12 protein-coding genes, 2 tRNA genes and 1 pseudogene are annotated in these 12,650 nt (G+C 59.1%); 4 read left to right on the top strand and 11 right to left on the bottom strand.

What is annotated here, in order from left to right; translation table 11 throughout:
* Positions 1 to 28: 28 nt before the first annotated feature.
* Positions 29 to 925: pseudogene (locus OOF89_RS24610) on the top strand (EamA family transporter).
* A gap of 42 nt (positions 926 to 967) precedes the next feature.
* On the opposite strand, the gene OOF89_RS08270 reads toward OOF89_RS24610, so the two are convergent.
* Positions 968 to 1,147 carry an HVO_0416 family zinc finger protein gene (locus OOF89_RS08270; protein WP_049971719.1) on the bottom strand — a complete coding sequence of 60 codons (180 nt, stop codon included), beginning with the start codon at positions 1,145 to 1,147 and terminating at the stop codon, positions 968 to 970.
* Positions 1,148 to 1,255: 108 nt separating this feature from the next.
* The gene (gene cca / locus OOF89_RS08265) at positions 1,256 to 2,605 is read right to left on the bottom strand and encodes a CCA tRNA nucleotidyltransferase (RefSeq protein ID WP_266075067.1); all 1,350 of its coding nucleotides are present in this window, start codon (positions 2,603 to 2,605) and stop codon (positions 1,256 to 1,258) included.
* Positions 2,606 to 2,707: 102 nt separating this feature from the next.
* On the opposite strand from cca, the gene OOF89_RS08260 reads away from it, so the two are divergent.
* The 3 genes from OOF89_RS08260 (at position 2,708) to OOF89_RS08250 (ending at position 4,491) form a co-directional block, all read left to right on the top strand.
* Positions 2,708 to 2,780, top strand: a tRNA-Asn gene (locus OOF89_RS08260).
* Positions 2,781 to 2,888: 108 nt separating this feature from the next.
* Positions 2,889 to 2,963: transfer RNA gene (locus OOF89_RS08255), tRNA-Ile, on the top strand.
* Between the two features lie 568 nt (positions 2,964 to 3,531).
* Positions 3,532 to 4,491, top strand: a complete 960-nt coding sequence (locus OOF89_RS08250; protein WP_266075065.1) for a hypothetical protein — start codon at positions 3,532 to 3,534, stop codon at positions 4,489 to 4,491.
* A gap of 31 nt (positions 4,492 to 4,522) precedes the next feature.
* Here the strand turns inward: OOF89_RS08250 and OOF89_RS08245 are convergent, their stop codons facing one another.
* From OOF89_RS08245 to OOF89_RS24530, 9 genes are all read right to left on the bottom strand, one after another.
* Positions 4,523 to 4,990, bottom strand: a complete 468-nt coding sequence (locus OOF89_RS08245) for a FlaD/FlaE family flagellar protein (protein ID WP_266075063.1) — start codon at positions 4,988 to 4,990, stop codon at positions 4,523 to 4,525.
* 87 nt (positions 4,991 to 5,077) lie between these two features.
* A complete protein-coding gene (locus OOF89_RS08240; RefSeq protein WP_266075061.1) occupies positions 5,078 to 5,422 on the bottom strand; it encodes a hypothetical protein in 345 nt (114 codons plus the stop codon).
* A gap of 89 nt (positions 5,423 to 5,511) precedes the next feature.
* Positions 5,512 to 6,957: a lipopolysaccharide biosynthesis protein gene (locus OOF89_RS08235; RefSeq protein WP_266075059.1), complete on the bottom strand. Its 1,446-nt coding sequence runs from the start codon at positions 6,955 to 6,957 to the stop codon at positions 5,512 to 5,514.
* Entirely contained in the window at positions 6,954 to 8,270 is a 1,317-nt protein-coding gene (locus OOF89_RS08230) for a sulfatase-like hydrolase/transferase (RefSeq protein WP_266075057.1), read from the bottom strand. The genes OOF89_RS08235 and OOF89_RS08230 overlap by 4 nt, the downstream gene beginning before the upstream one ends.
* Positions 8,267 to 9,172 (bottom strand): alkaline phosphatase family protein, encoded by a 906-nt coding sequence (locus OOF89_RS08225; protein ID WP_266075055.1) that lies wholly within the window; start codon positions 9,170 to 9,172, stop codon positions 8,267 to 8,269. Before OOF89_RS08225 ends, OOF89_RS08230 begins: the two co-directional genes overlap by 4 nt.
* Positions 9,169 to 9,840 carry a glycosyltransferase family 2 protein gene (locus tag OOF89_RS08220; protein ID WP_266075053.1) on the bottom strand — a complete coding sequence of 224 codons (672 nt, stop codon included), beginning with the start codon at positions 9,838 to 9,840 and terminating at the stop codon, positions 9,169 to 9,171. Before OOF89_RS08220 ends, OOF89_RS08225 begins: the two co-directional genes overlap by 4 nt.
* Positions 9,812 to 10,987 (bottom strand): glycosyltransferase, encoded by a 1,176-nt coding sequence (locus OOF89_RS08215; protein ID WP_266075052.1) that lies wholly within the window; start codon positions 10,985 to 10,987, stop codon positions 9,812 to 9,814. Before OOF89_RS08215 ends, OOF89_RS08220 begins: the two co-directional genes overlap by 29 nt.
* Before the next feature lie 187 nt (positions 10,988 to 11,174).
* Positions 11,175 to 12,191 (bottom strand): histone deacetylase family protein, encoded by a 1,017-nt coding sequence (locus tag OOF89_RS08210; RefSeq protein ID WP_266075050.1) that lies wholly within the window; start codon positions 12,189 to 12,191, stop codon positions 11,175 to 11,177.
* A complete protein-coding gene (locus tag OOF89_RS24530; protein ID WP_303657557.1) occupies positions 12,188 to 12,619 on the bottom strand; it encodes a histone in 432 nt (143 codons plus the stop codon). Before OOF89_RS24530 ends, OOF89_RS08210 begins: the two co-directional genes overlap by 4 nt.
* Positions 12,620 to 12,650: the final 31 nt, after the last annotated feature.

The raw sequence follows: 12,650 nt of genomic DNA, 5'->3' as shown, positions 1-12,650 counted from the left end.
AACCCCCACGGACGGAAAGACGGGGACAATGGCACTTCCTTTCGAAGTGTACCTCCTTTCGCTCATCCCGGCCGTCCTGTGGGGATTCGAACCCATCGTCTCCAAGCGAGCGATGGCGAGCGGTGGTGATACCCTTCAAGCATCGCTCGTCGTAGTCGTCGTAGATACGGTCGTGTTCTGGGTCGCTCTCATTGCGCTAGAAGGTGGAAATCCGCTCGCGGACCTCTCGAACGCCACCATCGGTATCTTCCTCCTCGCGGGATTCGTCGGAACCGCAATCGGCCGACTGGCCGCGTTCACTGGTATCCGGCGCGTCGGTGCCAGCGTCAACAGCGCCGGAATCAGCACGCGACCGTTGTTCGCAACGACACTGGCGGTATTTACCCTCGACGAGCCACTGGCGCTCACGACCGCGTTCGGTATTCTCGTCCTCGTCGGTGGACTCACGGTGCTGACGCTGGCGAAGGGCGGGGACCTCTCCGGATGGGAGCCATGGGATTTGTCGTTTCCGCTAGCTGCTGCAGGAGCGTTCGCAGTCGGAAACGTCGTTCGTCGGTTCGGATAGGAGACGACGCCGGTGACCGCACTCGAAGCGGTCGCCCTGAACGAGACGGCGGCACTGGTCGCGCTTGCTGGGTACGCTCTCGCTCGAAACCGTCGCGACGTACTCGCTGCTCCGAGGCGAACGTACGGACTGTTCGCGGCGAGCGGCCTGCTCACCGCAGCCGCGCTGTTGTCGCTGTTCTCCGCGCTGGCGCTTCCGGAAGGACGGGTCGCCATCGTCGATCCGCTAACGGGAACCGCACCGCTGTTTACGACCTTCTTTGCGTACTTTCTGCTCCGGGATGTAGAACGAGTGACCCGCGGAATCGTCGCGGGCGCGATGTTGGTCGTCGTCGGTGCCGGAATCATCACCGCGCTGTGAGCGCGGATTTCGTATGTGAGGTACTACTTTTTCGCTCGCTGTTTACGAGTTCCACCCACAGACTGTACATTCAGTCGCGGCCATTTCGTGGAGTCCGCCGCACTCCGGGCACTGCTTTTTGTTATACTCCTGCTCCCAGTCTACCCGTTCTGTCTCGTGACCACGGTCGGTGAGAAACTGGTCGAACACGGACTCGTCATTGCCGGTCGGTGCGGAAGCCATACATGATATGCTAATGCACACCAACCATATAATCCTGATGGTAAAACAGACATCGATCTGACTACAACTGCGAAAATCGTGGAAAATTTTCCGTTTGATTCGGTGGAATTACGGTTTCGGATCGAAGTAGCGGGCGAGTTCGTCACCGAACTCCTCGGCTACCGTTCCGATTTCGTCGCCAGACAGCAGTTCGTATCCTTCTCGCATCGCTTTCTCGACGTGAACGCCGAGTGCCGCATCGAAAACCAGGTCGCTTTCGAGGAACGCTATCGCAGTGGTGAACGCACGTTCTCGTTCGACGACGTACCGGTCGCCGTCGATGAACGGGCCGTACGAATCGTCGTCAGCGTACTTCTCATAGAACCCGGTCGCGTGCTGACGGACGTGAACGGGCGGGCCGTCGTGGCGCTCGACTGCCGGACGCTCGGCGACCGCGAGTTCGAAGAACAATACGGCACTGTCGTCCGCGAACAGTTCGGCACGTAGTACTTCGAATCCCCGTCGGGAGAGCGCGTCAGCCACCCCTGAGAGCGATTTCTGCAGTTGCGGATACAGTTGGTCTTCGACCACGTTCGGTGCGTCGAATCGAATCGCAACGGGCGTGGTGCCGCGGTCGGCGACGAGTTCACCTAGCTCGGCCGGCGACAGCGGGTCGGGTGAATCGGCGAAAAAGAGCGATTCACGCGGGTCGGCAAGCAAATCGCGGGCATAGTGCTGGAGTCGGGCGATGTTCTCCGCGGAGAGAACGGCGGCGACGTTTCGCTCGGGGTCCGTCGGATCGATAACCACCAGCGGGTCGGCAAACGTTTCCGTTCCGTGGTCTTCCGGATCGAACCGAACCTGTGGTTTCCACTCCGACACTGCTTCGAGTAGGTCGCGGAAGCCACCGTATTCGAGGACGAGAAGCTCCGCCAGATAGCCCGAAAACCCCTTCGTCCGGAGGTCGCTTCCGTATGCCCCGATACCCTTCAAAAACTGTTTGAAAAGCAAAACGTCGCGGGCGAGGTCGTCGTCCAACCGTGCTTCGAGATACTGCGTGTGGAATGGCGTGCGGTCGACCGCCGACTGAATCTTCGTCGCAGATTCGACGTGATAGCAGGGGACGAGGTCCACGTCGAACCCCTCGAACTCGCCTTTGACGTACGGATGTTCCGCGAACTCTTCGTGACCATCCGGAAGCACGGCGTGACCGACTTCCAACCCGTAGGATTCCAGCGTTTCGCGATCGAGGTCCGGCGGGAATCGAACGAACAAGTCGATATCCCGGTCCCCACTCGTCCACGTTCCACGGGCGGTGCTCCCGACCTGTATCACGTCGGCCTCGACCGGCAGGTCGGCGACCGCCTTCTCGGTTCGCGAAGCGAGCGCACGGACGACCTCGCGAAGACGCTCGCGCTCGTCGCCGTCCGGTTCGACCCGTTCGCGGACCCCCGCGACGACATCCTCGAAGCGTTCCATCACGCGATGGTTTTCCACGAACGCGTGAAAGCGTATCGATGCTGCTGGATGAAAACGAAAGCCCTATCAAAGAACTCCGTCTATGCAAAGATGCAGTCGGAAGCCGCCGTAGCTCAGTTGGTAGAGCACCTGGTTGTTACCCAGGTTGTCCCAGGTTCGAGCCCTGGCGGCGGCGCTTCTCTCGGTTCGTTGTTCCGTGAGTGATTGCTGTGTCTTTCAACGGCCGGTATTCACGTAAAACCCGGTACGTTAAAGAGGTGTCACGGATTACCGATAGCCGACAGGGCCCTTAGCTCAGTCTGGTTAGAGCGCTCGGCTCATAACCGGGTGGTCATTGGTTCGAATCCGATAGGGCCCATCCAGATTTTGGTTGATTCTAAGCCAGCGGATTTGTGCGCTACAGGGAGTTTATTCGTTATTTTCTGATTTTTGGTTCAGAGACTATTTTCAGCCACTTCGGAGTACAACCACTGGGTCTCCTCGGGTCGCTTCTATATTGCCACCACTGCGGGCCGACGGTGCGATAGGAGGTAATCAATCGCCGATTGCACGATTCGCTGGGTACATGCCAAAATTGTAGGAACGAACCGAACACCTCAGATAATCATTCCTGATGCAATCGTGCACTCTATTCAAGGCCATGTTTGCATATAGAAGTGGTAGATCCATACATGAGAGCGACATATTTATTGTTGACCAAAACACATTTTTGATACAAATGTTAAAATTCCAACATATTTGGTGCTGATTTTTGCCATGATATAATCCACGGCAACAAATAATCATTGGAGCTATTACCATAGCTGGACACATATCTGTGTAGAGCAGTTAAATTACAAAACCTTCGTTAAGTCAAATATCTTATTACTGCCGTCTTCGGCTTTAGGAATGGCATAAATAAGGGAGTAGAACGCCAAGGGGGAATCATGTCTGTTTGGAGGCGGTACTCTCTCCAGAACGCACGTCGGGTTCTGGAAAATCCCGAGCTTCTTCGTGGAGAAACACGACGACTACGCAAGGACGCACTGAAAGCGAACGCCTACGTCTCCCGGTTACTGAACACCGACGACCGAGTGGACGTGATGGCGGAGGACTGGGATAATCTGGTCATTCTGGACGCCTGCCGATACGATATGTTTGCCGCGCGGGCCACCATTGGTGACCGAGTGACGAGCAAACTTTCGCCAGGAAGTGAAAGTTGGGAGTTCATGCAGGAGAGTTTCGTCGGGGGCGAGTACCACGACACGGTGTACGTCACGTCGAATCCACACGCGTACAAACTGCCCGATGGAACCTTCCACGCCGTCATCAACCTGTTGGACAGCCACTGGGACGACAAGTTCCGGACGGTCATGCCTGAAACGATGGTCGAGCAGACCATCGCGGCCTTCGAGAAATATCCCGACAAGCGCATCATCACGCATTTCATGCAACCGCACTTCCCCTTCATCGGCGAGAAGGGGCGGGAATTCGGCCACGCGGGCATCGAAATGCAACTCGACTCGGACGAACACAGCGACGAACCACATCCGTGGAACGCCCTGCAGTTCGGCGAGACGGACAAGGAGTCGGAAATAATCGAGGCTTACGTCGAGAACCTCAACGTAACGCTCCCGCACGTAGAGCGACTGCTGGACGAACTGCCGGGCAAATCGGTCATCACCGCGGACCACGGCAACCTCATCGGCGAGCGAACGTATCCAATTCCGATGCGAACCTTCGGTCATCCCGGTGGGTTGCACAAACGAGAACTCATCGAGGTTCCATGGGCGGAGATCGATTCCGACGAACGCCGCAAAATCACGGCGGAGTCGCCCGAGACACGCGAAGAGATGACCGACGAGGTTATCGAGGATAGATTACGGAATCTCGGCTACGCGGAGTGAGATGACGCAGGAAAGTCAGTCGTAACGTCGGCTACAATGAGGCGAGGCGAGCGATGTACACCAAACTCAACACATGGTCGTTCGTGTCGAGGTCATTTGGCCCGTCGGAGCCGAATCGGTCTATTTCAGAGAATCCGAACATGTACGACTGGAGCGCATCGCAGGCCGGTTCGCTCAACCACCCGACATCTTCGTAGTACGAGAGTGCGTTGGCAGTGTTCTCGAAGCCAGCCTTTTCGATGAGGAAATCAAGCCATTCGAAGACGATGACCTCCGCTCCGTATCTGCTCGGAAGGAGACTCAGATACGGTTTGTCCGGAAGCGAACCGGCCGCGAGCAACCGCGTCTGTAACTTCATCAGTTCCTCCCGCTGGCCGAGCCGAAAGAAATCTTCTGCGGTCCGCTCTTCGTCGCCCGCGGAACAGTCGAGAGGTGACTCATCCTCGTCAGCCATCCTGCGAAGTTCCCGCAGGTCGTAGTTGGCGGGTTTGATCGTCATCCTGATATTTCGAATACAACTCACCATACCTATTTAACTCTTGGTACGGGGCTTTTTCCAAATTCGATGTCAAAAATCGATAATTCCCTATTCGTCCGCCGACCCACCACGAACTTTTCGTGCGAGCGCGACGACGGCGAGAATCGTTCCCAGCACGCCGACGACGCTGGCCGCACTTTGTCGTCCTGACTGTGAGTCTGCATCGTCCGTCTCGAAGGCAGACGACTCGTCCGACGTGGTGCGACGTTTGCCGACCAACAGAGCGATACCGGCAACGATAAGGAGTCCGACCAGTGGTTTGACCAGCGACACGGCGGAGCGACCCGACGACTCGGATTTCGTCCTCGCACTGGCAGGAGCGGTGTCTCTGTTTGGGTACACCCGTTCTTCGACGAGTGCGGGTTTTTCGATGTTGATTTCGAGGAGCGACATCACAGTCCAATTCGTTACCAACCATCGTTATACCTTCTGGCTTGTCGTTCGGACTCCAGCAACCGACTGGGGTCCCGTGAGTCGGTACATTAGAGCGACGCGAACGACCCGCGAACTGCTTTTTCGAGCGTCCGCCTGACACCCGGGCTGACAACGAGGAGGATGCCGACGTAGACACCGCCACCGAGGGAAACGAGAACTGCGAGGTCTATCCATGACGTAATCGAAAACGAAGCACGGGTCATCGCCACGACGACGAACATGGCGAGACTCGAACCGATCTGTTCGATCATCGGTCGAGAAATCGGGGCGAGTCTCGAAACCACCTGTCGCAGAAACAGGAGACCGCCGAGGTAGAGGCACGTTTCCGCGATGATGGTCGCAACGACGACGCCGATGGGACCGAAACGGAGCGTCAGCACGACACCGAGAACGAGATTCACGACGACCGACACTGCGGAGAGTCGCATAGCGACATCCGGCCTGTCGAGTCCATTGACTGCTTGCATGAGCGGACCGCTTTGAGTTCTGATGACACGGTATCCGGCCAGTCCGACCAACAAGAGCGCGGCGTTCCGGTAGTCGGGGCCGTACACGGTCACGACGAGCGATTCCGAAAGTGCGAGTGACCCGAAAAAGATGGGAAACGCGAGAACACCAGCATATGCGATGGTGTTCGAAACGTCTCGTCCGACACCACCACCCTCAGCGCGGCGGGCGCTCACGGTTGCCATCAGTCCCCTGCCCGCCACGTCGGCGACGAACACCGCAGGGAGCGTGAGTTTCCACGCGACTTCGTAGAAACCTGCCGATGCCGATCCGAGCAACAACCCGAGCAGGAGAACGTCGAGGCGGTCGTACGTCGTTCCCAGCACAGTCGTCGGGATGCTGTAGCGGGCGTAGTCGGCGAGACTTCGAACGAACGCCCGGGACGGAAGCCTCGGCCGCGAGGAGACGAACAGCGCGACCACGGGAAGCGTCACTGCCGACGCGACGGCGAGACCGTACACCATTCCCGCGGCCGCGATTCCGGGAAGTGCGACGAACCAAATCTGAAGCGGGAGGGTCACCACCGAGCGAAGCGTGTCGTTCCACGTCGCGGCGCTGATTCGGCCTCTCCCTTGAACGAGACTTTCGATGGTTTCGTACATCGATTCGGTCGCCAACAACAGAACGAGCAGAAGCGGTGCGAGTGCGAGCCCGGTGTAGCTCCGTAGCGCGTCGTTCGCGAAAAAGACGGCAACTGCGGCAACCGCTATCCATGCGACGTTGAACAGTAACTGCGCGCCGAACGCGGGCGGGCGGAGTGCGTCCGACTCGGAGAGGCGTTTTTTCGCGGCGAGCGACCAACCGTTCATCGGGCGGTCCACGAGTTTCGCCACTGCGAACAGGAGGTACACCCCACCGAACGCGGATGGGCCAAGCCAGCGGGCGAAGATGACGGTTCCCGCGAACCCGACCGCAGCCATCGTAAACTGGGCGACGGTTCCGCCGAGCGTTTCCCTGCTGAGGCTGATTCCCGCCGCCTCGCTCATGCGTAGCCCAAGTCGCGGAGTTGGGCTTCGACCGACTCCGAGACGGCCACGTCGTTTTCGACGACCCGCCTGTCGAGACAGTCTACGAGGGCATCGATTCGCTCGCGGGGATCGTCTATACTGCCCAGTTCGTGGAATCCATCGATCGCCTCCCAGCCGTAATAGTCGCGAGCGATCAGCCCGTGCATCTCGTCGTCGAGTCGCTCGGTATCGAACCCGTCGCGACCGAGCGACGTTCGATGGCGGTCGGTCAGACCGTGATACTCCGCGAGCCACTCCCTGCTCGTCGTTTCGTGATGGCCGAGGAGACAGCGACCCCGCGACTCGCCGTCGAGATTGGCGATGTCGAGCAGTGTTCCGTGCACGTTGAGGATGCTCACCGTCTCTTCGCGGATCGCGTTCTGTTCGTTCGTCTCTCCGTTCCAGATACACAGTGGAATCCGTGTTACTTCGGGATACAGGCCACAAAGATGCTCCCACGCGCCGTATTCACCGAGGGCTTCCCCGTGGTCTGCAAGCGTGATGACGTAGTCGAACTCCTCCCGGAGTTCCGCGAAGATGGCACGATACATCGACGAGAGGTACCGGACGCTGTCGTTGTATGCTTGCCGAATCGTGTCCGGGTCGGCTTCCGGTTCGTCGAGCGTGGCCCGAAGCCCGTTCAGTTCGGGCGGTTCGACCGTCCGAAACTCCTCCGGTGGATCGTACGGCGTGTGGGCTTCCATCAGGTTGACGAACAGGAATTCGTCGTCGCCGAACTCGGTGTCGCGGACGAACCGAAGCGCCTCGGTCGCACCGTCGTCACGTGTCGTTTTCCCCCAGCCTAAATCGCGGAGCTTGAGCAGTGCACCTCGTTTGAGCGATGGAACCGTATCACAGTCGCCCGTTACCACCTCGTGAAGGGCAGACAAGTAGCGTTCTGGTCCCGATTCCCTCGTTTCCGCGATGAACCCGTCCCAGTCGAAGACGTTCTCCGAGAGGGCTTGCAGTCGCCAACTGCCCTCGAACTGGTCGAATCCGCGATGAAAACCGAACGGGCGGGAGATGTTCACGTTCGCGCTGAACGCCCGCGTCGTGTAGCCTGCCTCCCGAAACGATTCCGCGAGAACTGGTTCTTCGCAGTCGAGCAGTTGTGCCCCGGCGTACACGCCGAGTTCGCTGGCGTACTTGCCCGCGAACAGGGAGGCGTGCGCTGGAACCGTCCAGTGTGATGTGGAGTACGCGTTCTCGAACCGCTGGCCAGGGAGCCAGTCGAAGTGGCTGTCGAAGGCATCCTTCCGAAGGGTGTCGAGGACGACGAGCGCGACGTTCATCGGTACCCCAACGCGGAAAGACGGTCTTCGACCGATGCGTTCGCCCCTTCCATCCACGATTCCGGGTCGTGTGATCCGGAATCGTGAGCACTCGTCACGGACCACGGGACCTCCCGAAGGACGCGAATCGGAATCCTGTCCGGATGACCGTAGATGTACCATTCGCCGAACCCGTTGCCGTGGTCAGCGGTTAGCACGACGCGATGAGCATCGAGATTATCGAGGAGGAGGGAAACGTCAGCGAGCACGTATCGAAGATTTTCGCGATAGGCGCTCCAGACACGCTCTCGTGTGAGGTCGCCCCTACGCAGACGCTCCCAGACGCCGACTCGACTGCCGAACTGGTCCCGGCTCATCGCATCGCCCGGAATCGGATCCGACACGGAGGGGAAATGTGGTTGCATGTAATGGACAACGAGTTTTTCCGGGTCGTGTTCGCGGCCTGCCGAGATCGCGCGATCGGTAACCGCGCGAGCGGGAACCGTCCCGAGTTCGTCGTCCCAGCCGTCACGCCAAACTTCGTCCAGGAGGGCGAAATTGTCCGAGTCGAGATGTACGTCCGAGTTCGGGTTCGCCGTGACGTGAACCGTGTCGGTGCAATCCCTCCCCGAGAAGTTCGCGCGCATCCACTCGTCGGAGCGAGTTCCCGCCGATTGAAACCGGCCGATATGGTCGATAAACGAAAACTCTCCGGCGACCTCCCGCATGCAATCGACGCGACAACCATCGAGGACGACGAGCGCGTCCCACGGCTCGTCGTATATCGATTCGCCGTAGTTTCGTCGTCCGCCGATTCTTCGAAGGACACCTTTGTACAACTCGTAGGCAGACGTATCCACGCCGTGCCAGCCGTCGGTACGGACTCTCTCGTGGGTTTCAACGATCCAGTCTCCGAACGTCATCGTCCACCCCCAGCGTATCGAACCCTATCGACCGCGGCCCAAACCCCGCGCCGCCAGAGCCAGTCGTTGACACGTCCGACGGTCGAGTGCGGAACGATTCGTTTCTCGTAGTGAGACGGATATTCGCGCCGAAGGCGTGCTTCCTTCCGTTCATCGATGGTGGCACGTGGACGGTCGGGATGGTACATCACCAGGTTCGGGTCGTAGCGGCACGGTCCGTAGGCTTCCATGCGCCAACCGAATTCGGTGTCATCTCGCCATCCGGCGTACTCGTTTCGGAACCCACCAGCGGACAGCGCCGTATCGCGGTCGAACGCGAGATTACAGCCGACGTACAGCCCTTCACCGCGATACGTTCGACCGCCCTCCACGCTTCCCTCTACACACACTACGTCGTCCGAGAACGCTTGGTCTATCTTCGTAACCCAGTCCGGTGGCGGTCGGCAGTCATCGTCGGTGAGCGCGATTACATCCGCACATGCGGCCTCGATACCGGCATTTCGAGCCTCACAGATGTCGAGCGTTGCGTCGTCCACCAGTATCACCTCGAACGCTCGCATCGTCTGGTTGCGGAGAGTGGTGATCACTTTCTCGTGGTCGTGCGTCGGAAGCGTCGGGATGACGACTGAAACACGAGGTTCAGTAGATGTGTATGGTTTTCGTATCATCGCTATCGACTGCGGAGCGCTTCGAGGCGGCTTCCGCGTGGGTCTCCTCGACGAGGTCGAGAAGGGCTTCTTCAAACGTCGTTCGTTCGTACCGTTCGGCAAACTGCTGAATTTCACCGCCGTCGAAATCGTCCGGGTCAAACCGTTCGACGGCGGCGCGCAACGAATCCACGGTCGGCTCGAACCGGAGTCCGGTCGTCCCGTCGACGACCTGCTGGCGAGTGTAACCCTCGTTCACACCGATGAGCGGTTTTCCGGCCGACAGTGCTTCCGCGCCGACGAGGCCGAAATCCTCGTCTTTCGGCGCGTACACCACCGCTGTCGCACGGGAAACCACTTCTTCGATGTTGTTCACGTAGCCGAGCAGTTCGATGTTGTCGCAGTCGCGTGCTTTTCGTTCGAGTCGCTCGCGTTCCTGTCCATCACCCACCACCACGAGTCGGTCGTCCAACTCGGCGAATGCATCGACCACGAGGTCGATTCGTTTTTCCGGTGCCAGACGAGACCACGTGACGAAATAGCCGTCGTCGCCGTCGTTATACCAGTCCCCGATTACCGGAGGATAGACGACGGCGGCGTCTCGTCCGTAGTATCGTTGGATACGATCACGAACGAGTTCGCTGTTGGCGACGAACCGGTCCACGTAGTCGTTCGCCTCCTTGTCGAGTGCTCGCCACCCCTTTGCGTACGCCTTCAGCGCGAACCGGACGCCGGGGTAGTCGAAACCGGTGAGACGCTCTCGATAAAGGTCGTAGAGCCATCTCGGAGGGCTGTGTGGATAGTGAAGCACTGTCTGTTCGACGGGGGGGACGTACGACTTCGACAGCGGCGCACTCTCGAGAAGCACGTCGTAGGTCGCCAATTCGTCGTGTGCATCGGTCAGGTCGAGCGCGACCGATAGCGTTTCGAGCGGATTCATGCCCTCGTTTTTCCATTCGAGGAATCGGCCCGAGAGGCCGCGAGTGTACTTCTCCTGATGAATCGGTACGACGGTCACGTCGTCCGGGAGATGAACGCCGTTTGCGACGTACGTAGTATAAATCGGTGCATCGAGCACGCGTGCCGCCTCGATGGCGAAACGTTCTCCCCCTCCCATACCGGGAAACCGGTCGTGTAACACCGCCACGTTCTGTGTTGCCTTCTTCATTGGCCCACCCCTTCGGGTCTGACAACCCTACACCACGTTAGAACATAAATCACGGGTAATTTTTGAATCAGAGATGACTCCTTCGCGAGTGGGATACAAAACGCCCCTCGACGATATCCCGGAACACACTGTCCCGTGTTCGCGAACGGCGGCGAGAAAAGCAGCGGTTTCCAATCGTGGTCCCCGCTCAAGCAGAGTCGAAAAGCGGATGCGTCTCCCGAGCCTTCGAAATCAGCCCTCGAACGTCCTCATCCGCGTCCTCATCCGGAACCACCGGTTCCATCCCGTCGAAGACTTCGTGGACGATGGCAACTCCGTCCGAAAGCGTATCCAATCCGTAACCGCCTTCCAGAATGAATCCGAGGGCTGCACCGACCTCGTCAGCGACGGACCGCACTCGTGCGGTTAGCATCCCGTATCCTTCCGTGGAAACGCGCATTCGAGAGATCGGATCGTGTCGGTGCGCATCGAATCCGGCACTCACCAACAGCAGGTCGGGGTCGAACTCGATAATCGCGGGTGCAATCAGTTCGTCGAACACCGTCCGATACTCCGAGTCGCCCGACCCCGCCGGGAGCGGAACGTTGAGGGTCGTTCCTTCTCCGTCCCCGTCTCCGAATTCTTCGATTTCGCCGGTACCGGGATACAGTCCCTCCTCGTGAATCGAGGCGTAGAACACGTTCTCGTCGTCGTAGAAGATGTCCTGGGTTCCGTTTCCGTGATGAACGTCCCAGTCGAAGATGGCGACGCGTTCCGCGTCGCCCCGGTCGATGACTGACTGGGCCGCAACCGCAGCGTTGTTGAAGAAACAAAATCCCATGGCGTCGTCACCGACCGCGTGATGCCCCGGCGGTCGCCCCAATGCGAAGGGTGTTTCGCGACCGTCATTGCCAGCCAGCGCAGCGTGTGCTGACCAGCACGCCAATCCCGAGCTTTGGAGTGCGGCGTCCCACGTCTCCTCGACGGCGACGGTGTCCGGGTCCCAGTTTCCGCCACCGTTCGCACAGAACTCCCGGAACTCCTCGACGTAGTCCGCGTCGTGGACGGCAGTTATCTCCGACTCGGTCGCGGGGTCGGGATCGATATACTCGATACCGTGTTTGCGCGTGAGCGCCTGTCGAATCGCGCGCAGTCGATCCGGATTCTCTGGGTGGCGTTTGCCGGTGTCGTGAGCTAAACAAACCTCGCTGTAGCCGAATTTCATTCGAACAGCCTGAAGTAAGTCTCGATGTCCTCGGCCTTAACCGTTCTCCGGTCCGCGTGATGCGCGAGGATCGATGCCGCGGACGCGACGTTATCGGCGTAGTCTTCGAGAATGTCCGCTAGTGCCACGCGCGCGTCCATCGCAACGCGATAATCGTCGGCGATTTCGAGTCGCGCAATTCGATCGACCGGCGCGACCGGCAAGGTGAGTTCATCCTTGTCGATGACCTGCTGAACACCGAAATCCTCCGCCATCAGCGTCTTCCGTCCATCCCTTGTCGCCTGCGTTGCGGCATCTACGGCCAAATCAGCCCCGTGAATTTGAATACGACGGGCGAGTTCCTCTGCTGCCCCCGCACTGACGCGGAGGGAACCCGCGTTCCGTCGGATTATCGTATCGACCGGCGCAAACGGAAGCTCAACGCTCATAATCCAACAGCGGGAGTCGGTCGCCCTTAAT

This window comes from Haladaptatus caseinilyticus (genome assembly GCF_026248685.1).
GTDB lineage: Archaea > Halobacteriota > Halobacteria > Halobacteriales > Haladaptataceae > Haladaptatus > Haladaptatus caseinilyticus.
Note: the sequence above shows the minus strand (reverse complement) of the source record. Positions and strands in the feature narration are given on the sequence as shown.